21 protein-coding genes and 1 pseudogene are annotated in these 21981 nt (G+C 44.3%); 2 read left to right on the top strand and 20 right to left on the bottom strand.

Going from position 1 to position 21981, the window contains the following annotated elements:
• Positions 1-89: 89 nt before the first annotated feature.
• From MHH48_RS05250 to MHH48_RS05210, 9 genes are all read right to left on the bottom strand, one after another.
• Positions 90-1712, bottom strand: coding sequence for a restriction endonuclease subunit S (locus tag MHH48_RS05250; RefSeq protein WP_076325549.1), 1623 nt, complete (start codon positions 1710-1712; stop codon positions 90-92).
• A 261-nt stretch (positions 1713-1973) separates the two neighbouring features.
• The gene (locus MHH48_RS05245) at positions 1974-2621 is read right to left on the bottom strand and encodes a hypothetical protein (RefSeq protein WP_076325550.1); all 648 of its coding nucleotides are present in this window, start codon (positions 2619-2621) and stop codon (positions 1974-1976) included.
• A gap of 1 nt (position 2622) precedes the next feature.
• Complete coding sequence (locus MHH48_RS05240) at positions 2623-3660, bottom strand: hypothetical protein (protein WP_076325551.1); 1038 nt, start codon at positions 3658-3660, stop codon at positions 2623-2625.
• Between the two features lie 181 nt (positions 3661-3841).
• On the bottom strand, positions 3842-5104 hold the full coding sequence (locus tag MHH48_RS05235; protein ID WP_076325552.1) for an RES domain-containing protein: 1263 nt from the start codon (positions 5102-5104) through the stop codon (positions 3842-3844).
• Positions 5105-5153: 49 nt separating this feature from the next.
• Positions 5154-5318 carry an N-terminal phage integrase SAM-like domain-containing protein gene (locus tag MHH48_RS05230; RefSeq protein ID WP_256720792.1) on the bottom strand — a complete coding sequence of 55 codons (165 nt, stop codon included), beginning with the start codon at positions 5316-5318 and terminating at the stop codon, positions 5154-5156.
• A gap of 600 nt (positions 5319-5918) precedes the next feature.
• Positions 5919-7499: a 23S rRNA (uracil(1939)-C(5))-methyltransferase RlmD gene (gene rlmD / locus MHH48_RS05225; protein ID WP_076325554.1), complete on the bottom strand. Its 1581-nt coding sequence runs from the start codon at positions 7497-7499 to the stop codon at positions 5919-5921.
• 306 nt (positions 7500-7805) lie between these two features.
• On the bottom strand, positions 7806-8687 hold the full coding sequence (locus tag MHH48_RS05220) for a diacylglycerol kinase (protein ID WP_076325555.1): 882 nt from the start codon (positions 8685-8687) through the stop codon (positions 7806-7808).
• Positions 8688-8705: 18 nt separating this feature from the next.
• Positions 8706-9470, bottom strand: coding sequence for a CbiX/SirB N-terminal domain-containing protein (locus MHH48_RS05215; protein WP_076325556.1), 765 nt, complete (start codon positions 9468-9470; stop codon positions 8706-8708).
• Between the two features lie 4 nt (positions 9471-9474).
• The gene (locus MHH48_RS05210) at positions 9475-9765 is read right to left on the bottom strand and encodes a YerC/YecD family TrpR-related protein (RefSeq protein ID WP_053489879.1); all 291 of its coding nucleotides are present in this window, start codon (positions 9763-9765) and stop codon (positions 9475-9477) included.
• Positions 9766-10053: 288 nt separating this feature from the next.
• On the opposite strand from MHH48_RS05210, the gene MHH48_RS05205 reads away from it, so the two are divergent.
• On the top strand, positions 10054-10659 hold the full coding sequence (locus MHH48_RS05205; RefSeq protein WP_076325557.1) for a hypothetical protein: 606 nt from the start codon (positions 10054-10056) through the stop codon (positions 10657-10659).
• 211 nt (positions 10660-10870) lie between these two features.
• Here MHH48_RS05205 and MHH48_RS05200 read toward each other — a convergent pair whose 3' ends face one another.
• The 11 genes and pseudogenes from MHH48_RS05200 to MHH48_RS05150 form a co-directional block, all read right to left on the bottom strand.
• Complete coding sequence (locus tag MHH48_RS05200) at positions 10871-11236, bottom strand: YrhK family protein (RefSeq protein WP_076325558.1); 366 nt, start codon at positions 11234-11236, stop codon at positions 10871-10873.
• Positions 11237-11436: 200 nt separating this feature from the next.
• The gene (gene corA, locus MHH48_RS05195; protein ID WP_076325559.1) at positions 11437-12393 is read right to left on the bottom strand and encodes a magnesium/cobalt transporter CorA; all 957 of its coding nucleotides are present in this window, start codon (positions 12391-12393) and stop codon (positions 11437-11439) included.
• 100 nt (positions 12394-12493) lie between these two features.
• A complete protein-coding gene (locus MHH48_RS05190) occupies positions 12494-13483 on the bottom strand; it encodes an inorganic phosphate transporter (RefSeq protein ID WP_076325560.1) in 990 nt (329 codons plus the stop codon).
• 14 nt (positions 13484-13497) lie between these two features.
• Positions 13498-14112 (bottom strand): DUF47 family protein, encoded by a 615-nt coding sequence (locus MHH48_RS05185; RefSeq protein ID WP_053489885.1) that lies wholly within the window; start codon positions 14110-14112, stop codon positions 13498-13500.
• A 231-nt stretch (positions 14113-14343) separates the two neighbouring features.
• Positions 14344-15420 carry a DUF3048 domain-containing protein gene (locus MHH48_RS05180; protein ID WP_144023513.1) on the bottom strand — a complete coding sequence of 359 codons (1077 nt, stop codon included), beginning with the start codon at positions 15418-15420 and terminating at the stop codon, positions 14344-14346.
• A gap of 596 nt (positions 15421-16016) precedes the next feature.
• Positions 16017-16640 (bottom strand): annotated as a pseudogene (locus MHH48_RS05175) (erythromycin esterase family protein); the annotation flags it as partial.
• Between the two features lie 473 nt (positions 16641-17113).
• Positions 17114-17872, bottom strand: coding sequence for an ABC transporter permease (locus MHH48_RS05170; RefSeq protein WP_076325562.1), 759 nt, complete (start codon positions 17870-17872; stop codon positions 17114-17116).
• On the bottom strand, positions 17869-18618 hold the full coding sequence (locus MHH48_RS05165) for an ABC transporter permease (RefSeq protein WP_076325563.1): 750 nt from the start codon (positions 18616-18618) through the stop codon (positions 17869-17871). Before MHH48_RS05165 ends, MHH48_RS05170 begins: the two co-directional genes overlap by 4 nt.
• Complete coding sequence (locus MHH48_RS05160) at positions 18615-19328, bottom strand: ATP-binding cassette domain-containing protein (protein ID WP_076325564.1); 714 nt, start codon at positions 19326-19328, stop codon at positions 18615-18617. Before MHH48_RS05160 ends, MHH48_RS05165 begins: the two co-directional genes overlap by 4 nt.
• Positions 19329-19420: 92 nt before the next feature.
• A complete protein-coding gene (locus MHH48_RS05155) occupies positions 19421-20431 on the bottom strand; it encodes a HAMP domain-containing sensor histidine kinase (protein WP_076325565.1) in 1011 nt (336 codons plus the stop codon).
• Positions 20428-21105: a response regulator transcription factor gene (locus tag MHH48_RS05150; RefSeq protein ID WP_076325566.1), complete on the bottom strand. Its 678-nt coding sequence runs from the start codon at positions 21103-21105 to the stop codon at positions 20428-20430. The genes MHH48_RS05155 and MHH48_RS05150 overlap by 4 nt, the downstream gene beginning before the upstream one ends.
• Positions 21106-21688: 583 nt before the next feature.
• Here MHH48_RS05150 and MHH48_RS05145 point away from each other — a divergent pair.
• Positions 21689-21973 carry a hypothetical protein gene (locus tag MHH48_RS05145; RefSeq protein WP_076325568.1) on the top strand — a complete coding sequence of 95 codons (285 nt, stop codon included), beginning with the start codon at positions 21689-21691 and terminating at the stop codon, positions 21971-21973.
• Positions 21974-21981 lie beyond the last annotated feature (8 nt).

Here is a 21981-nt window from a genome sequence, read left to right as displayed (position 1 = left end):
GCCGCGAAGTCAGTCTCAGCATACGATTCCTTTTTACCGACTATTTATATAACTCTTCCATTACATCACAGTTATCTAAGTCAAATATTTTATTGTTTCACATTCAAAATAGTATTTTGAAGTCGCTCCATTACTTCATTCCATCTATTCTCAGCAAGACGAATGCTTTCTACATATCTGGAACGCCCCTGTTCATATTCTTCTGCAATCACTTTTTGTTCTTCAACCCTAAGCAACGGTACTTCTAGCGACTTCAAGTCTTTATAGCTAATATTGATGACGACTGTTCCCTGCTGCTTTCCTGCTAAGACTTTGTTCCCCATCGGACTATCCAAGAAAACTTTTAAGTACGTCCCTAAAAGCAGTTTTTCATTCGGTCTTATTACAATAATGTTTGATGACGCGATGCAAGGATACCTCTGTTCTTGGAAAACTGCTATTCTGATCACTGTTCCCCGTGCTGGCAATAATAAATCACCATTTTTAAGTAAGTAATTCGCCACTTTACGTTCTTCCTCATCGATGTGATCAAGGCCCTCATAATCAATGTCAAAATCATTTAGATTCGATATATTTACTACTCCAATGCTACCATTAGTATCTTTTTTGTTGATCGCCTTTCCTCGAAAAACTTCGGCAATATTACCTAACTCTTCTTTTTTTATGTTTGAGTTCTGATACCGTTGCCAATCTTCATCCACCATTGCAAAGATATGATCGACATTCCAATAACCCATTTCACTCAGCTCTTCCAGCATAACAAACGTATCATCAAGGAGAACCAGCTCATTGATTCCATTTTTTTTGATGTTGCTTGTATCAGCATCATACCTTTTAATCATTACATCTTCTGTTCGGCCAGTTGTGATCGTAAACATATAGGTCTTAATAGCGGTAGATGCAAATATCCCAGTTGGTAGCTCAGCTATTTCTTCTAATTTATACATGCCTTGTATAAAATCTCTTAAGTCCTTAACCGAGCCAGCAGCAAAAGTTATTCTAGCTGGAAGTACAATTACTAATACACCCGAACTATTCAAGTGTAAGAGCAAGTTCTCTACAGCTATCATTTCATATTCCCTACAAATGAAATCTCCATTAACTTCGCCGCGTTCTCTTACTCCAAATACAGGTACCGCCAGAATTAAATCAAACTTCCTTGCTGAAAACTCGTAATCATAAATACTAGTCTGTTCGACAATTACATTCGCATGCTCCTTAAACATTTCATCAAGAAGAACTTTACTCACGCTACTCATGGTAGTTATGAAGAATTCGCAATCAGAATGTCGGTTTACTAATTCAGTAAGGTAAGGTACAAATTTTTCAGCTTCAGGTATCAATACCATGTTAGTGTTTGGATTAAAGTGTTTTTCAAATTCGGTAATCAACACTTTTGGTATATAAAACATCTCTTTAGGATCTACAGACGCAAGAGCCATTTCCCAATCAATATCTTCATCATCCATCGCCATAAAAGCACCAAAAAACGTCCTTGAATCGGGATATGGATTTTTCATTCCGTAACTATCTGCTATTGAAAGCATCGCTTCATAAGCTTTGTGCTCAGTAGGTTTTTTGGAATTTGATACAAACTCCTCTTTTGTCTTTTTCAAAAGGAACAATGCGCCAGGCAACTCTGACTGAGCAGTATATCCCCTCAGTGCATTATAACGATTCCAAATATGGTTTATCCGCTTGTCGTTACGCATCTTTATAACCCCCTTGCAAAAAAGCTCACTATTATTAGATAAAATATAGCACCGCGAATATTCCGAGTCAATCAATATTTAATTTTGGTATTCAAATACCAAAATAAAAAAAACAGCTGTCACTATATTTCTATAGTCTAGTGCTTCAAACGCCCCAATCAAAAACTAAATAATATTAATAGTTAATAATGGCTGTCAAGCGGAAATAAAAAAGACCACTTCAATTAAAAAAGTAGTCTCTTCACACTAAGCAGCTCACCATCAAATAAACCTTTCTTCACTCAATTCACTCAATTTATCTAATGCCTCAGAAAGAATTTGAGGACGTTTTAATGTTCTATGTTGTTTAGAAAGGAAATTCTTAATCGGAGCATATTTAAAATGATTTTTATGTTTGAGAATCCCGAAAATTGGCTTCTGCTTCTCAATTATTGACGCGAGCATTTCTAATTCTTCAACATCCATAACATAGAGGTTTGTTTCTATATTGATACCTTCAAGCTGTTTCCAGTCTTCAAGTGTCTTATCGTGCAATGGTTTGAGAACTGGAAATACGCCTTGATTTACAACAATCAGAAATAACTCATTGATGCCATCAAACTTAACTTCCTCCGAAGCACCATTTAATAGTTCCGTCATTCTTGTGTATAGTTGTTTCATGGGTTTAACAGTCATTTTCACTCTGTCCGCTTCAATACTATTCATGTCTCCATTTATGATTGAGCCTGTGTAATTAATCCGTTGAGCTTTACATTCTACTACAAGCAATTTGCTTCCAAGTCTAACGATAATATCAGGAGAAAGAATCTTATAACTTGTACCTGGCTTGGTGTATTCAAATTCAGGAATGAACTCGTATGGAACATTGCTTTTCTTACATGATTCATGAATTAAATTTTGTCCATACATCTCAAAATGGTCTTCCAAAAAAGGCTTGAAATGAACTATCATCTTCGGGATAACAACTTCTCATTTTCCAAAAGAGTCCTTCATAAAAATTATCTTCAAGGAATTTCATGTTAACCGGAAACACAGCTTCATCTTTAAACTTAAACAGTGGCTTCTCCATGAAAAACTTAAACTCCCAAGGGTTCTTATAAGTTTCCTTCAATTCCTCATTAGCTTCTTCAAATGTAAATGAAATGGATTTTACGATGTCATTTGCAACTTCTGTAAGCTTGGTTTGTTTAAAGGTAAAGTCAACATCTTGAAACCAGTTGTAGGTTAGCTGACTCTTATCTAAGAGTTTCTTTTGAAACAAAACATACATGGCAAAAAGGATAAAGATATAATCCTCCACAGAACAACCGAATTGTTCTTCAAACTTTTTATTAATATTAACAAACTCATTACCAAAGAGTTCTTCTTTCCTTGCTAAATCACAGTAAATATACAGAGTTCGACTTAGATGAGTTCCTAATTCACTCATTGAGTAAAACATATATGAACGAAATACTTCAACTAAGATTCCATTAATACTTGGTGGAGATGTATGGTCTGCTGTCATCAGCAACATTGTAATTGTTTCTATATAATCTAAGCGACTATCTACAATTTCTTTGTCTGAATCAAAGGAACCCAAGACCATTAAATGTTTCATTAAAAACATGCTAACTTGTGGTGAAGAAAACACCCTTTCCCTCATCACATTTTTAAATCGTCTTTGAATCTCCTTCATGCCAGCTGCAACATCAAATTCAGGATATAGTTCTTTAGCTGAATCCAATTCTCTTTTCATCAGAAAATCAAGGTACTTCATAAAGTCACTTACTATTAAAGCATAGTCATTTGAATTAGGCCTTAAAGAGGCTAATTGTGATAACAACGGAAGCATATACGCAATATTGTCTTGTCGCTCTATTTTTTGTTCCAGTTCATTATAATCAGATTTACGTCCAAACAAATCTTCGAACGTTAAAAAGGCAAATGCATTCTTTCGAATATCCATTTATATCACCTCTTATTAAATGATTCCAACTCTTGTATGAAAGCATGATGATGATGCACTCAATCATTAATTGCCACAGCTAAAATGTTTCTTAGGTAACTGATGTCAAACGCTAACGAGACTTTACTTCAATCATTGAATGGTTCAATCAAATCCTTTTTAATTCAACTTATCAAATTCATCATTTCCTGTTACTCTTTTGCCGATATTGACTATTTTCGTAAACCACTCTAACCTTATATTGCTCAATATCATCTACAACACCTAGAACTGTTCTAAGCTCTTCATTCTCAAAAAGTGCATAGTTAGAATAATTCAATTTATCATTTCCAACACCGCTATATTTAACACCATCGTAACCAACTTCCTCACAACATGATCCAATAAAATTAGTAATTAAGTATGCTTGTTTCAATAAGTTGCTTTCTACATTTTGCGTGGCTATAAACCCCTCAAAGCTTTCAAAAGCATTATCCATATCAAATAATTTCAATTCGTAATTTGTTTCAAATTTAACAATGTCAATTATCTGACCATTGGTTGGATGAAGCTCATATGCTAATACTTCTTTCTGGTCACTACAATACAGAACTGATTTACCAATTGGATTATATCTTCCGTGGCTTGCTCTACCTTGTGGAGGACTCCATAATCCATCTACTGAGTACATAGTTTCATCCTGATGTCGTACTCTTCCTCTAAAAAGAGTTTCATTTTTCCCTAAAACTATAAACTCTTTTGAGATCAAACTTTGCTTAACAGCATCATAGAGCTTCTTTCCAGTTTCGTTCAGAAGACCCAGCATGGGCTGCTTTATCAGGAATTCCTTAAACTCATCAAGTTCATGTTCATTAACAGAGATATCATATTTACTTGCAAATTGAATGATGTTACTTCCCCAGAACTCGTTTACTTCATCTTTATAATATATTTTATCCCACTTATTAAACTTGTTATTTCCAGGATTTCCAAAGCGATATTCAGGTGTCCCATATCTACACTCTTGACAAATAAGAAATTGGGAAACAGCTTCATGCATATGCTCAGGGAGATAATTGTCTTCTAGGAGTGCAGCAATGTAGGTACCATACTTCTCTTCGTCAATTAAATCTTGTAGCTCATCTTTATTTACCATGTAAACATGCCTTTGAATTGTACCTCCAGTACAATTATTACAAGAGTAAATTTCCTCTGAAATTCTGGATGCAATGGCTTCTAAGGCTCCCCGAATAAAAGTATCATACTCAACAATATCATTGAAGTACAAACCTCCGCTTTGTAAGCTTCTATTACAACATTTGCAACTGTACTCCGTAGGCAGATTGTAGCCCACAACATGAATTGGAGCTTGATTTAACTCTTCAATTTTTATCATGTTGTACCACAAGGGTTTAATTAATTCAGTACACTCAAAGCAAATAACCCCATCATTCTGACAGTTCACTTCAACATCTCCTTCTTAGCATAGAGACTTTACTCAAAATAATAATTCTTCAAGCATAGCCAGTAATCACCGTCTTCGGAGTATGCTGAATAAACACGGGCTGTAGCTTCTGGAGTTCGAAGTTTCCTAAGAACGGTACGATGTGCTTGTAGATTATATTGTTATAACCATATGTCGTTGTGTCTTCACAGTTATATTTAACATAGTTCTCCATCCAATGCTCTAAAAATTCGAAAAACGTCATTTTCGTTGATTGGACCAAAATATTACGTTGTTGATTGTATTCAAACTCACTTAGCAATTTTTTTTGCTTCAGCTTCTGTTGAGGCCGTAGCATACTGCCGAATCCTTTTCCCGGTGCTGTCTCTTCCGTAATCAAAGGTAATCCTAAACTTAGTCCCGATCTTTGAAATGCTACCTGCCATCCTACCCTCTCCATTCTAACCGTAGGGGATCTCCCTACCTCAAATCTATGGTAGCACGTACAATTGAAATACGTAAGTGAATGGACTGTAGCCAAATGGACTACAGACAAGGCAGTATATAAGTATGTAGATTTAGCTTGGGCTACATTTGGACTACAAAAATTAGACATAGAAAAGCCCAGTCCTCTTACGGACTGGGTTCTCATGGTGGAGGTGAGGGGAGTCGAACCCCTGTCCTAATAATTGAAAACACTCCGATTCAAGAATCAGGGATCTCCATATTAATCTATTTATTTCGTCAACATTCAGTCAACTCTACATCTTTCAAGCCTCTATTTCAAACTTCCATCTCATATGTCCAACTTCCCAACCGCTCTACCACTTCATTCTCAGCCCTCTGTACCATCCCTCACCAACACCGCCACACTCTCCACATGAACCGTATGCGGAAACATATCCACCGGCGTTACCTCCACCGTGCGATACCCGCCATCCTCCAACACACGTAAATCCCTTGCCAGCGTGGATGGATTACAACTCACATACACCACGCGCTCCGGCTTCATCTCAAGAATGGTCTCCAAGAGTCGCAGATCACAGCCCTTACGCGGCGGATCGACCACGATCACATCCGCCTCGATGCCTTGTTCTTTCCAGCGTGGAATCACATCCTCGGACGCGCCGACTTCAAACTCCACATGCTTCATACCATTGAGCTCCGCATTGGCACGCGCATCCTCGATAGCTTCCTTCACGATCTCGACCCCATACACCTTCTTGGCATGTTGGGCTAAGAACAGGGATATCGTTCCGATGCCGCAATAGGCATCAATCACGGTCTCCGCTCCGGTTAATCCGGCATACTCCACCGTCTTACCGTACAGTACTTCGGTCTGGGCAGGGTTCACCTGATAGAAGGAACGCGCGGAAATGGCGAACTTCACATCGCCTATATAGTCATGGATGACCTCACGTCCCCACAGGACACGGGTTACATCTCCGAAAATCACGTTCGTTTTGCGTGTGTTCACGTTCTGGCAGATGCTCACTACAGCCGGGAGCTCTTCACGGATCGCAGAGATCCACTCGTTCACGCGAGGTATCCGCTCGCCGTTCGTGACGAGCACAATCATCATCTCCCGGGTAGCAAAACCGATCTTCACCACGACATGGCGAAGCAGGCCCTGACCTGTCTCTTCATTGTAGGCGGTGATGCCTAGCTTCCGCCCGATGGCTTTGACGCGGCTGACGACCTCGTCGTTCTGCTCATGCTGAATGAGGCACGTCTCCATGTCCACGATCCGGTGGCTGCCCCGGGTGTAGAAACCGCCGACCAGGCCGCCTTCCGTTACGCCGATCGGCACCTGGGACTTGTTGCGGTAGCGCCAAGGCTCGCTCATACCGAGTGTCGGCCGCACGAGGATCCCCTCTTGATCTGATTCAACGCCGGACACGGCAGGATTGGCCCCATTGGTTTCAGAAATCTCAATGTCCCCTCCACCATCTGTGCCACTCCGCTCGTCGTCCACACGCGTCTCCCCAGCACCTTCCGCCTCACGCACCACCCGCAGCTTCCCGATCCGCTCCAGATTGTCCACCACCAGCTGGCGCTTCCACTCCAGCTGCCCGGCATAACTCATATGCTGCAGCTGGCAGCCGCCGCATTGGTCGTAGATCGGGCACGGGGCCGCGATGCGGTTCGGGCTCTGCTCGACCAGCTCCAGCAGCTTGGCGTAGCCATACTGCTTCTTGGTCTTGAGCACCTTCACCCGGGCCTTCTCGCCCGGCAGGGCGCCCTGAACGAACAGGGTGTAGCCATCGGCACGGCCGACCCCTTCCCCGTCATGGTTCATTCCTATAATATCGATCACGACCTCGTCGTTCTTCGCCACCGGCAGGTCCAGGAGGGCCGCCGAAGCCGCCGGTTTGCCGCTGCGGCGCGTGTCGCTTCCCTTGCGGTTCTTCTTCATGATGTGCTGTTCACTTCTTTCCGTTCAACTTATCCCTTACTACTACTCTATATTCCCTATCGGAGACCTATCCATAATCGAAGCGGATGATCTTCCGTTAACCTTCATTCGCTTAAACAACAAAAAGCTCCCCCAAGGGAGCTTAGCGCACAAGCTCACGTCCATCATTATACGGGAGCCTCGTATGTTATTCAATCCATTCAGCCTGCAAATCCATTCATTTACTTACAACAACCCGGAGCCAAAGCGGCGATCCTCGACCTGTTCCATCTCTTTCAATGGTCCATCGCCCCTACCTGCCCCATCTCAGCCAAAAATCCTTAAATGCTGCGGCAGGACGCGGAACGTGCCCGGCAGGACGCCGCCGAACTCGCCGTCCAGGTTCAGCTGAACCGGTCCCGGAGAGACGACCTCCATATAGTCGGTGCGGAAATGCACGACTCGCTTGTCGTTGATGTGCTCGCCGCGCAGGGCTAGCGTAGCCACGCGCACGAACTCCGCCAGATTACACTTGCGCAGGGCAATGACGTCGAACAAGCCGTCGTCGATGCTCGCGCCCGGCGCGATTTTGTCGAAGCCGCCGACCGAGTTGCTGTTCGCAATGAGGAACACCATGAATTCGTCATGGATCGCCGGATGACCGCTGGCGTTGATGATGAGCTCCTGCGGCGTGAGGCTGACCATTTTCTCGATCCCCTTCAAATAATACGCCAGCTGCCCGATCATCGTCTTCAGCTTGCTTGGCACCTCATAGGTGAGTTCGGTCAGCGTACCGCCGCCTGCAATATTGATGAAGTAACGATCATTCGCTTTGCCCACGTCAATCGGGCGCGTCTCGCCCCGAATCACTAGATCGCAGTACTCCTCCCAGTTCTTCGAGATGCCGAGTGCCCGCGCAAAATCGTTCGTTGTGCCCAGCGGGAAAATACCGAGCGGCGGAAGGTTATCCCTGCCAGCCATCCCGTTAATGACCTCATTGAGCGTACCGTCTCCGCCGGCCGCGATCACAAGATCGTAGCCGCGTTCGACGGCATCCGCCGCTTCACGGGTCGCATCCCCCTCTCCGGTTGTTGCATGACAGGAGGTTTCGATGCCAGCACTGTCCAGACGATTCAATATATCAGCAAGCCGACGCTTCATTTCCTCCCGGCCGGAGGTTGGGTTATAGATTAACCTTGCATTTCTCATTAACGATACGCCACCTACTTATGATTTCAAGGATAGAAGAAGAAGTTTAGCCTGCGACTCCATCCACTGCGGCAGCAGCGGATGCGGAAGCAAGGTTCTGCCTGAATATCGGCATTCCAGCCCCTCCAGCCGATCAGGTATCACCTTCTCCGTAAAATACCCCTCACTTAAAAAAAGCGGAGCTACGATCACATCGCAGCCGCGCTCCATCCATGCTGTCACCTTGTCCCGAACATCGCCGGGACTGAGTAAGGCATAATCCGCGCTTGTTCCGCTTACCTCGCTAACTCGCTGTGCCAAAGAGTTAATACCCTTTTCCCAGCGGCTGCGAAACAGATCATGCCGGCTGCCGTGTCCGACGAGAAGAATAACCTCCTTCGCCGGGTTCACGGACAGCTCTTTTACCTTATCCCATACCATGGCCGCAATCTCGGGATCGTCGTCCATAGGTGTACCAAAATGAACCCGGGACTGGACCCGAAACGGCGCCAGGTCCGTCTCCATGTCCGGAGCGTCCTTCGCTCCTATAGCATAAGCTATTTCGTCGACATGTGTGCTGCCGGACGAGACAAATAGAGGAATGACCACAATGTCGGTGACACCCTGGTCTTCCAAGTCCGTAATGCCGTCCTGAATCAGACGGCCCTCTACCAGCTCCAGGTACGAAGCTACGACTGGTATATCCATATGAGAGGCCAGCTTCTGGACGGCTTCGTCCACCAGCGACACCCATTTCTGTTCACGTGAACCATGACTAATAACCAGCACACCCGGCTTCGTCATAAGTTTAACGTCCTAAACGCTCCAGCGTCATTTTATAACCGTCATTGCCGTAGTTCAGGCAACGCTTCACACGCGAAATCGTTGCGGTGCTGGCTCCCGTTTCTGCTTCAATCTGGTTGTATGTGCATCCCTTGCCCAGCATACGCGCCACTTCCAGCCGCTGCGACAAGGACTGAATTTCGTTAACGGTGCAGAGATCATCGAAGAATACATAGCACTCTTCCACACTGCCCAGGGTTAATATCGCTTCGAATAATTGATCGATGCTTTTATCATTTAGCTTCTTTAATTGCACTGGATGATCATCCCCTATTGTTACTGTGTATAACACTCGCACTCCCATTGTACCCGAGCGGATATAGTATTTTCAAGCATTAACGATTTCACGCACTACAGGACAACCATTACCCAGAGGCAGCATCCCTTATACACGCTCACATTTCGCATCTCCAGTGCTCGCCAAAATCTTCCTGGGCTATCGCCCGATTCCGCTCCTATCCCGAAAATCGGGACATCCGCCTAAACCCATCGCCCGCCCGCATCATACAGTATAGTATCTTAACTCAAAAAGGAAAGTGATATCATGACGCGTCATTCTCACTATTATCACCGCCGATCCACCAACCAGCGCTCCCTCATTGAAAATGAATCACTGCCGCAGGCGCCATCGCCATACCCTGGCATCTCTCCATACAGCGATTATCCGGAAGTGGGTGAAACCGCGTTATATCCATATACCGACGGTGTAACGGACATGGAGGCATCGGCTTCGGCTCTGGCTCCATCCACGAATTCCGGCGGCGGTGGCCTGGCAGGTCTCCTTGGCGGAGGAGGCAGCAGCGGCAGCGGCAGTGGAGGCGGATTAAGCAAGCTCCTCGGCGGGCTCGGGGTCAACAATATGAGCGACGTTAAGGGACTCATCGACCGGATGGGCGGCATCGACGGCATCGTCAACAACATTGGCAAGGTACAAAAGCTCATGCAGGGCTTCCAGCAGCTAGCACCCATATTCTCCGTGCTGGCAGGCGCACTTAAGAAGAAAGGCAAAAGCGGATCCTCTCCAAGCGCATTTACGGATCAGAATGAGGACGAATACGAATATAGACCGAGAAGACGCCGCCGTTCCTCGGGAAGCCGGCGCCGCTCCGGCTCGCGCAGACCGTCCGGCAAAAGCAGACGTCGCCGTTGATCTATGTAGCTCGGTAGACTTTAAACCGTACCGTCAGTCACAGAAACACCGTCTCCTTGATCATTGAAGGATATTTGACACAATTGGTTTAGCAGAAACGTATGAAGGTCGCCATAGGCGTGATCATCCGAACATCATACATCATGCAGCAGGCTCCAGTCTGTTACCTCAGGCTGGAGCCATATCCTTTTATCAACCTATAATATCCTCATCAGCGCGTCCAGTCCCCTTCGGGGCTGGCTTCTTTATTCTCGACGCTTTCGAGTGATTTTAACCGAAACCAATAGGAGCCGCGCAAACCGGAACGCAGCAGCATCATAATACTGCCCAGCAGGTACAGTACGGTCGGGATTCGCTTCATATGGGGATAGAACATCATGATGCTGCCTGCAATGAACAACAGGCCCGTCGCAATCTCGCTGATGACCATGCCCACCTCATAGCGGTTCGTAACGGCCAGCTTTCGTTTTCGCTTCCAAGCCAAGCGAAGCATCCGGCGCAGCAGCCGGGAACGCAAAGGCTCATCTGGTTGACGCGATGAACGCTTCTTGGGATGTGGTTTGAGCCTGAGTTTCATATGCAGTCCCTCCTCAGCAAGCCTTTACCCCTTACGGAGAAACAAGAAACCCCAGCGATTTAGCATTCGCCTTATGGTGCAGGACAACCTTACCCGCCTATCCGATAACTTCCCTAGCAAGGACTTGGACCACCGATACTCTGACTAACATGCCTCTACTTCCGAATGGCATCACGATGTCCACGTCATAATAAACCTTTTTATTTAAACCAGCCTCTGCGCATAAACCACATCACCATGCCCCCGCCAAGCACAAACATGAGAATCAGCACGAAGAAGTAACCGTAATGCCACTCCAGCTCCGGCATATTCTGAAAATTCATCCCATAAATCCCGGCAATCAGGGTGAGCGGCATGAAGATGGTCGTGATCACCGTTAGTGTCTTCATGATGGTGTTCATCCGGTTCGAATTCACGGATATGTAGCTGTCACGAAGATCCGCCGTCATCTCGCGGTCGGCCTCGATCATGTCCGCCAGCTTCAGCAGATGATCGTAGATATCGGAAAAATATGCATGGTGCGCGTGGTGCTCCAAATGCTGCGAGTTCACGATCCGGTACAGCAAATCCCGCATCGGCACAACCGTCCGCCGCAGGCGAAGCAGCCTCGAACGCAGCGCAAACACCTGATTCATTAGCTCCTCCACCGAATCCTTCTCCCCTCGGCTTTCCAGATCGGCCAGTTCGTCCTCGATGGCAAACAAGCTGGGAAAGTACTGATCCACCAGCTTATCCACGATCGTATAGGCCGTGAAGCTCGGACCGTCCTGGCCCAGCGGACCCTTGCCGGCGACCGAGGTCACGCGTTCCCAAGCGTCATTCATTTCGGGCAGCGCCTTTTCGTGGAAGGAGACAATAAACGAAGGTGCAAGAAACAGATCCACCTCGACGACTTCCAGAGTATCCGGCTGAAGGGCATGCAGGACAAAAAACTGCATCTGTTCGTAATAATCCAGCTTTGGCCGCTGCAGAATGTGCAGGCAATCCTCCACCGCCAGCGGATGAAAGTGAAAGTAGCTCTCCAGCATCCGGGCCTCCTCCGGGGTGGGCTCACTGAAATCGACCCAAATCCAGGCATAGTCCTCTATTCGAATCTCTTCGAGTGAAAGTCCGATTACGGCTTCGTTGCTTGGCGTAATAGATAACGTACGAATCATGATACGACTCCTTCCCTGCACCTTCGGTTTCGTTAAACAAAAAAAGCCAATCGATTCCTGATTGGCCCACTACTATCCATTATCTATGTGTAATTACATTTTAGAAAAGAATTTTAAATATGATTCCTGCCAGTACAGCCGTAATCGGAATCGTAATAAACCAAGTCACAATAATGCGTCCTGCCAGAGACCATTTCACGGCGGAGAAGCGTTTCGCTGAGCCTACACCGAGAATTGCCGAGGTGATCGCATGGGTTGTACTGATCGGCAGATGAAGCAGCGTAGCCGAGAAGATGACGGATGCGGCCGAGAAGTCAGCTGCGAACCCGTTGATCGGCTCGATTTTGAAAATTTTCGTACCCATGGTCTTGATGATCTTCCAGCCACCGATCGAGGTCCCGAGCGCCATCGCTGTCGCTGCCGAAATTTTAACCCAGAGCGGAACTTCCATCTCTGTCAATTGACCGGAGGTGACCAGAGCAAAGGTGATAATCCCCATCGCCTTCTGTGCATCGTTGGTACCGTGCGTGAAGGATTGAAGTGCTGCCGTAAAGATTTGCATCGTACGGAAGCCTTTATTCACCGTATGCGGGCTGTGTTTAGCAAAGATAACCTTGAGCAGCTGCATGACCAGATAACCGATCACAAAGGCAATGATAGGCGATAGGATCAACGCCAAGACGATATCCTTAAATCCGGCATAATTCAGCATGTCGCTTCCCGCGCCGACAAATACCGCACCGGCCAATGCCCCGATCAACGCATGGGAAGAGGACGAAGGCAATCCGAACCACCAGGTAACCAGGTTCCAGATGATGGCTGCAAGCAATGTTGCAATAACAACCTCGATCCCGTTATCCAGCTTGGTCGGATCCGCGACGCTGCCGCCGATGGTTTTGGCAACCCCTGTGAACAGCATCGCACCGATGAAGTTCATACTGGCTGCAAGCAATATGGCTACCCGCGGTTTCAAGGCCCGGGTTGATACCGACGTTGCAATGGCATTCGCCGTATCATGAAACCCGTTGATGAAGTCAAATGCAAGCGCCAAAAAAACAACAATTACTAATACTAACATCGTTGTATCCATTGTTCAGGACTCCCTTACGAGTTGCGCATAATGATGGATTCCAGCATATTTGCCACGTCTTCGCAGGTGTCCGTGGTCGTTTCAAGACGTTCGTAAATCTCTTTTTTCTTGATCAGCAGAATCGGGTCAGAGACGGTGGCGAACAGATCCTTGATACAGATGCGCAGCAGCTCGTCGCCTTGGTTCTCCAGATCGTTCAAGCGGATCGTGTACTCACGAATAGCCAGAAGTTTCTTTTGAGAGAGCAAATGAATGGCTTTCTGAATTTCGTAAGCCGATTGACGCAGAATTTCAGCAAACTGTACCATGTACTCGTCAGGTTTCCCCAAATTGTACATATAGAACCGGGATGCGGTTGCTTCCAATCCGTCCATCACATCGTCCATGCTGGTTGTCAGGTCCATAATATCATCGCGTTCGATTGGCGTGATAAACGTTTTGTTGAGCTCAGTAATGATGGTATGTGTATAGGTATCACACTGGGACTCGTATTTTTTCATTTCATTGGCAAATTCAAGCACATCTTGAAGATTGGAAACGTGCTGCGAAAAATAATCTGCGGCTTGTACCACCGTATCGGCCATATTCTCCAGCGTTTGGAAGAATATATCCTTCTTCTTCAATTTCATACTCTTAACCCCTTTTTTCGATAAATTGCCGCGAACGCCCTCAAAAGATAGACAACCTTGACTATCTTATCACATCCATGGCAGGGTGTGTATAGAAAAGTAACACTCAGAAATGTAAGGAACTAACAAAAAAGAAGATGCATGGATATCGCTTCAATTCTCCTGCCTATTAACATCTCCGTATGAGTGCAAATTATCCCGACAGAGCATCCTCCATCCACATCTTATGCATCAAGGATTCGTAATGGTCACATGGCTTTCAAAAGAAGGCGAATTCGGCACAATGTTGAAATACGTCGTTCCCGGCACCAACGGCACTTCCTTGCCGTCCTTCACGAAACGGATCGCATCGCCCGCTGCGCGTACCCACTGCCCCTCGATGACTTCTCCGCGCTGGAACAGCATCGCTTTCCCGCCCGTTTCCACATTCACGGCAAGCCGGCCCACATCATCCAGCACTTTATGATCCGCCCCCAGCACAATTACATTCGCGGCCTCCAGCTGAACATTATCGTTGAGATCCACATGCGGCGATCCGTTGACCCACCGTTTGTACGTATTGGTCGAACCGTCATACTGATAAGCCACTACATAACTATCCAGTAAAAATTTGATTTCTACCTTCTCCCCGGGTTCGCCGGACACAACCTCCACAGGCGCCGTTCCCTCTGCACCATCGCCGCTTGCAGCCGGCGGCTCCGAATAGAACGAATATTGCGGCACTTTCACGTCGTTGCCATAATTAAGCTTGGCTGCTCCTTCACGGAGCTTCTCGTCGCTGGAATACAGATTATGCGGCGCTTTGCGTTCCTTGTCTCTCCAGAAGAAAGAGCCTGCATTTCCGATCTCGTCCATATCCTGCTTGCCTTGCTTTTGGATGATGCTATAAGCTTCAGGGCTGCCGCCAGCATGTACAAGAACACCGCCGTAGCTCTCGCCTAGATTGATCAGATAAGGACGAATGCTGCGAATCGGCCCGATCTTCTCAATGCCGCTCTGGCTTTGGAAAATGCCGATCAAACGCGTGATCCCTCCCTCCGCCAGCACTTCATACACCATGTCCGCTTGTCCCAGACCCGACTGCGGCCTTGCCGCCGGGGCGTTATTGATCATAATGGCCAGCGGCCGCTGCGTCAGTGACGCTTCTAACGGCAATCCGGTCAGAGGCGCCTTATATGGAGAAGATGCATTCTCCTGAGGCACTTCCACTGGCTGCTCGATCGGAGCCTCCACCACCGGCGCCGGGACAGACTCTGCCTGCTGCTTACCACCACATCCGGACAGCAGCAATACTGTCGCCATCGACAACAAGCTTGTCCTCCATGCGAATTTCCTGAAAGACCCTTTGCTATGCATATTGTTTCCCCCTATGAACGCTCCCATTACTTATTACCCTAAATTTCCAACCTATTTGCCCAAAATTCCCAAACAACAATCAACTTTAGTTTACATTTAATCACAAAATCCGTGCTTTGTCTGTATCGTGCTTTGTCTGTATATAGAAGGGGATACATCCAGATGAATATCAAAGGTAACCCGATTTCTTAAAGCAAGTCTTCGATGTTCACTGAAGAAAAGGACCTGACACCGCAGGTCCTTTTCTTCTTTGCTTAGTCAAAGGCTGTATTTGGGACATATGTAATTGATCAAAGTATCTGGTGGCTGGAATGTTCATGATTCTAGTATTGCTCTCTAGCAGCAAAGCGCCATGTAATCCATATCCCACTAAAAAACTTCAAGTCTATTGGTTTTTGACAAGAACATAAATCGTTAAAACAAAAAAAAAGCCGCAACTAAGCGCGACTTTTAAGCATACATGTTCTTGTCATCCAAGCACTTCATCGTTGACTAGACTTTTTCTTTTGCTTCTTCAAAACTCATCCATTTGTACTTTAATTAAGATTTTATTGATTCAGTTGAGATGGATTCACTTTCTGAATTTGAACGATGATGTCAAATGTTTTACCTAATGATAAATCAACAGTTGTTGGGATATCTGGACCTACCATAGTTATTCCAGCGAAAACGGGATGTTGCTCGTTTAGCCAAGTTTTTGTCACTCCGCTTGCCTTACGTAAATCAACAAAAAACTGGTCGTAATTGACTTGTCCAAACGTATAGTTATAACTATTCGGGTCATCTAATTTTAATGTTCCATAGGGCCCAAATTCTTGGTTACTGTTATAAACATTGTAACGTCCCTCATAGACAGATGTTCCAATGGATACATACCGTTTCCCATAATGTTCTGCTAAATGCTGCCCAGCTACTTTAGGGTATACGAAAGGGATCATGTTTGTTTTCGAAACGTGTCCATTATGGCCCCACACGATTGTTTTTCCTACATGTTCTTCTGTCCACTTCGCATTTTCATACATGGCAATATCATGTTTCAAATAAAAGTCTTTCTGGTTATCAGGATATGAAGCTGCCATTGTCGTAAATTGCTCGATAATACGTGCATTTTGTTTGATTCATGCGAACTCTTGGGATTTTCCATTCAGCTTACTTTTATTTTGTTCTAATAAAGGTTTGATAAGAGATATTCTAGTTCCCAAAATTCTCTTCTGTATCCTACTGCACTCGTTGTCATGTGCAACAGTGTCAAAATGTCATATGACACACCTTCCCAAAGAAGTGACCGAATGTTACTGACCGATATGACATACCATCAGCCATACAAATGGAAATAAGAGGGTATTCCGATGATGGAATCCCTCTCTTCGCTTTGTCTCTGATCTCTTTCAAGGTAATTCGTTATCTGATGCCGAAGCCCTTCAATTCTGGATTCCTCAGATTTAGGAAGTCAAGCGTTCGACTTTTTTACTACACATCCAGCACGAACCTTGAATTCTCGCTTTCGACAGCCTGCAAAAAGGTTAGAATCCGTTCTTAGATGAAATATTTATTCATTGGATTGCTCAAAAACATCTTTTAACCAAACATCACCATATGGTAGATTATACAAACTGCCAGATGATGTGTATAAATGATGAAACACTTAGGCATCTCGTTTACGGTAAAATACAATAGCTACTGTAATAAAGATAACTGTCCATAACATTGTAATACCTGTCCCTTGCATTACTGTAAGGGCATTTATTTTATCAGAGGAAGGCGGCATATACATATAAGATCCTGCCGTATCCGGAAAATAATTTTTAATACTAGGTAGAAAATCTCTCGACAATGGACTGACAATGAAATAATAACTAAGCAGTATCACTAAAGCAGGAGTGGTTCGTCTCAGTAAAGCACCTATAGCTGCACTGAGAAGTGTGGTTAATGTTAGATAGCCTGTTGCGCCTACTAATGCTTCTATCATTGTGTCTATTTCAATCACTACTGCTGTGTCCCTCATCATTATAAAAGTATATAGCACACCTGATGCAGCAATAATAAACGCCATAGGAACGGTTATAATTGCCAATGCCAAATACTTCGTGGATAGTTGAAACCCACGCCAAGGTATCGTAGTTAATGTAGTTCGAATCTGTCCACCGGTATACTCCGAACAAGTAGCTAAGATCCCAAGAATAATGAACCCTGCTTGAAGATATCCCATAGAAGAAAGTCCTATATTCAGTATACTTTGCGTCCCTGCTGCACCTTGTAGACCAACCGAAGTAAAAGCTGCGGCTAAAAGTAAATTAAGAATGAATGTACCCATAAGAGTGAGCCATGTCAATGATAATGTTACTAATTTATCCAGTTCAGCACGAAGGATTTGTGTTATCTTTCTACTAGAGGGGACACTCATGCTGCAACGTCCCTCCTATGGAATACAATAGCTGCAGCAATGAATAGAACGACTACCCAGGCAGACATGACTAAGCCGCCTGTGAACGGGGTGAGAAATCTGTCGCTCAGAAACATAAACATTTCAAGGCCAGCCCTATCCGGTAAGTATAACGCTAACTTTGTAACCTTAGAAAACAGGAAACTAAATGATACAACGGATGTATTTATGATGAGCACAGCAAGCGGAATAGTGCCATTCTTAGTTAGAACAGTAATCCCAAATGCTAAAAGAGCAGTGAATGTCCAGTAACAAACTGCGCCGAGCAGTTTAGACCATTCAAATGCAGGGGTATACTCACCAAGAACTAGATGCGAGGCTGACACAGTTGTCATTATAGCAACAATACAAAGCAGTATACTGATTACTGTCACAGCGCCTGCTTTTGCCAGCAAAAAATGAAGTCTCGATGAAACAACCGTTAAACTTGTTGTAATCTGTTGTCCTCCGCCAGATTCACTGCTCTCTGTCAAATACTCGCTACTGACAGCAAGCACACCAAGAATGATGACACCTTGTACACCAAGAGCTAATCCAATATAGCCAACTTCCAATAGCCGTGTGCTGACTCCAGCTATAATATCCTCTTTTTGTGCTATACTGTCTAAGGCAGCTATGACCGCAGGGGAAAATGCTCCAATAAGAAAGGCAAGCCAAATGCCCGGCAGGGAGAACAATTTAGATAGTTCCGCGTTGAATGCTCTCATACAACATCACCTGCATGTTCAGATGTCCGGGCAAAAAAAGCTTTCTCCAGCGTGGAATGGTTACCTATTACTTCATCCAATGTTCCATCTGCAACGATTGTTCCATGCTTAATAATGACCACATCATCAACAGTCTCTGCAAGCTCTCCTATTAAATGACTGGATAGTAACACCGTGTTGCCAGACTCAGCACGTTCACGTAAAAATGTCCGGATCCAACGAATTCCTTCCGGGTCGAGCCCATTTACTGGTTCATCTAGAACCAATATTTGGGGATCACCCAGTAGTGCAGCCGCCATTCCAAGTCTTCTCCCCATGCCAAGCGAATAATTCCCAACTCTTTTGTCAGCTGCATTAGTAAGACCCGCTATTTCCAGAACTTCCTCGACACGTGAACTAGGTAATCCTGCGGCACGAGCAATCCAACGTAAATGGGCCCTTCCTGTTCGCCTACGATGAGCTCCAGATCCATCCAGTGCGGCACCTACTGTTGCTAGAGGATTATGTAATTCTGCGAATGGCTTGCCATTAATGAGTGCACTCCCTGAGGTGGCACGATCTAATCCAAGCAGGATGCGTAGTGTAGAACTTTTCCCTGCCCCATTCGGACCTAAAAAACCAGTCACTCTACCAGGTCTCGCTTTAAAACTGATACCTGATAAGATTTGTTGAGTTCCGCGATATTTGACTAAGTTATTAATGGTAAGCAACCATAACACTTCCTTTCCGTTATGGTTCCAATTATATAGAAGCAAAGTTACATCACAGCTATCATGTGGTTTACTTCTGGATTACCTTTAGGTTAAGCCCTTGCAATAGCTACACTTGTGCCATTTTCATTTGATGTAAAGTTCGCTTTCAGATTCATTTTTTTCAACATATAATTACAAGTCGATAAACCAATCCCCGCCCCACGCTCATAGGAAGAGTTATCCAAACCTGGACCTCTGTCTGCAATAATGATCTGTTCTTTTTCTACATCAACCACAATGTTTGCATATTTTCCCTCTGCTGCATGGCGAAGAATATTCTGAAATAAATTATCCAAAACCCGTGTCATCCAATTAGGATCTGCTTCCCAATAAAAAGTCTCCTCTGCCGGTAAATCAACATCGAGCTGAATTTCTTTATCTTCAAACACAGGATACCACGCAGCAACAGATGCTCTTACTAAACGTACAATATCTGTTGAAACGGGCCCAAAAGGATGTTTCCCTGATGTAAGCAATGTGTAGGACAGTAAATCATCCATTAGATCTCCGACTCTTGTAATCGTATGGTTAATCTCTGTTAACGAGTTTTGTCCTTCGAAACTCATGGATTCTTTATTTAAACTGGTGACATGTCCTCTCAAAATGGTAAGTGGCGTTCGTAAGTCGTGAGATAAATTCGCAATGAGTCGATGTCGTAATAATTCCTCTTCAAATGCTCGCTTGCGACTGTCTTCAAGCTGCTGAATCATCCAATTAAAAGAAATTCCTAACTGGTCTATCTCATCCATGCGATCCGATTGAACAGATATGGGTTTAGGAAATGAATTATTTTTAGCTGAAAATGACATAACTTCCTGTAAGCGGGCTAGACGTTTTTGAAGTTTCAAGAAGAACAGCCAAGATAATATAACAAATGCTACAATAATAAAACCAAACAAAAGTATGGTAACGTAAAATAGATTTAACGTGTTCAGAACTTTTTCATTCATATCAGAAATCCCAAAAAACGCACTGAAGAAAATAAGTGAAATGGGAGGAAAAAAGATAAATAGAAAATGCACTTTTAGAAAACGATGAAATAATGATCTATTCTGTTTCATAGTTTCACCCGATAGCCTATTCCCTTCAACGTTTCAATAATCTCTGAGGAATCCGGATGACGTTCTAATTTTTGTCGCAGTCGATGGATATGCACCATTAATGTTTTATCACCAGTTATATAAGCTTCTTCCCAAATAGCTTCATAAATTTGTTCTTTTGTTAAAACTTGATTAGGGTGACGTAAGAAGTACATTAAGATTTGATGCTGTTTCCCTGTTAATATAATTTCTTCTCCTGTGCGTTTGTCAAATATCATTTGAGCTTCTGGATCTACTTCAATCTGATTTCCTAATGAAATGCGTTCGGATTTTGTTCCACCATTACGACGGATTAATACTTCTAATCTTGCAACTAATTCATCTGTATGGAATGGTTTCGTTAAGTAGTCATCAGCAAATTGTAAACCATCTACTTTATCATCTATCGATGTTCGAGCAGTTAACAGCAAAATAGGAACAGCAGGAGCTGCCTTCTTTAATCGTCTTCCCACAGTAAATCCGTCTAAACCGGGTAACATGATATCCAAAATAACGATTTCATGCTGATTGACTTCTCTTTCGGCTCCTTCACCAGTTAGCAGCCACTGAACTGAAAACCCTCGCTGTTCCAATTCTTCCTTTACCCAACTGCCTATTTTCTCATTATCTTCAATATATAATACGTTTCTTTTCAAGTAACATCACTCTCTCTACATAGTATTAATAAATGCAGAACCCGAACCAATCGCATTGACAAACCTCCAGGTTGCTTCATCGTCAAGCCAATTATCCCACTTCTCGTTCCATACTTTTTCATATATTATCATAATTGGGTTCCGAAATATGAAACTCGTACCAAAAACAGGCATTATCGGAGTATTAGACGAGCTGCCTCCTGAAATGTAGACAGCTTGATCCTGAACGGCAACATGAAGAAGGAGCAGATGCCACAAGCAGAATGCTCCTTTATTTTGTTAAACTATTCTGCCCGTTAGTTTAATAAAAGGGCGTCTGCCGTCGTCGATGAAATCATATCGGGAATGTTATCAAGTTCTTGTCATTGTATTTTCACAAGAGCTTGATAACATAAATATAAAAAGCCGCATAATCAGCGGCTTCTAATGTTACTATGTTTTTGTCACCCGACATTTAAATTAAGGTCTTCCATAGATCAGTCTGTTTTTTTAATATTTTCCATAACCTTTCCTGTTTCTAGGTGTTTATTCTATTAGAGCCACAATTAATAAGGTTCAAAATACAACAATGTGAGGATTTATTATGTTAAAGAAAATCATGAGGCTGGCTTTGACACCATTACTTGTTATGGCACTTACTCTTAGCGGAGTTGGTATGGCATTCGCAGCGTCTGAAGAAGGATTATCCGATCTTCAAATTCGAGAAAAGTTGGATGAAATTAACTCTCGTTATGAGGTCGGAGAAGAGTTTAGTGAGGAGGATGCGAGTTTTGTGAAGGAGCATGCTACTTCGGTCTCTAAAAAGAGTGTACAGCCCAGCCTATGGCAAAAGGTAATCAAACTTTTTCTGGTTCACTTGGTGTTGTAGGTGGATAT

Source organism: Paenibacillus sp. FSL F4-0100 (assembly GCF_037993005.1).
Classification (GTDB): Bacteria; Bacillota; Bacilli; order Paenibacillales; family Paenibacillaceae; genus Paenibacillus_AQ.
Note: the sequence above shows the minus strand (reverse complement) of the source record. Positions and strands in the feature narration are given on the sequence as shown.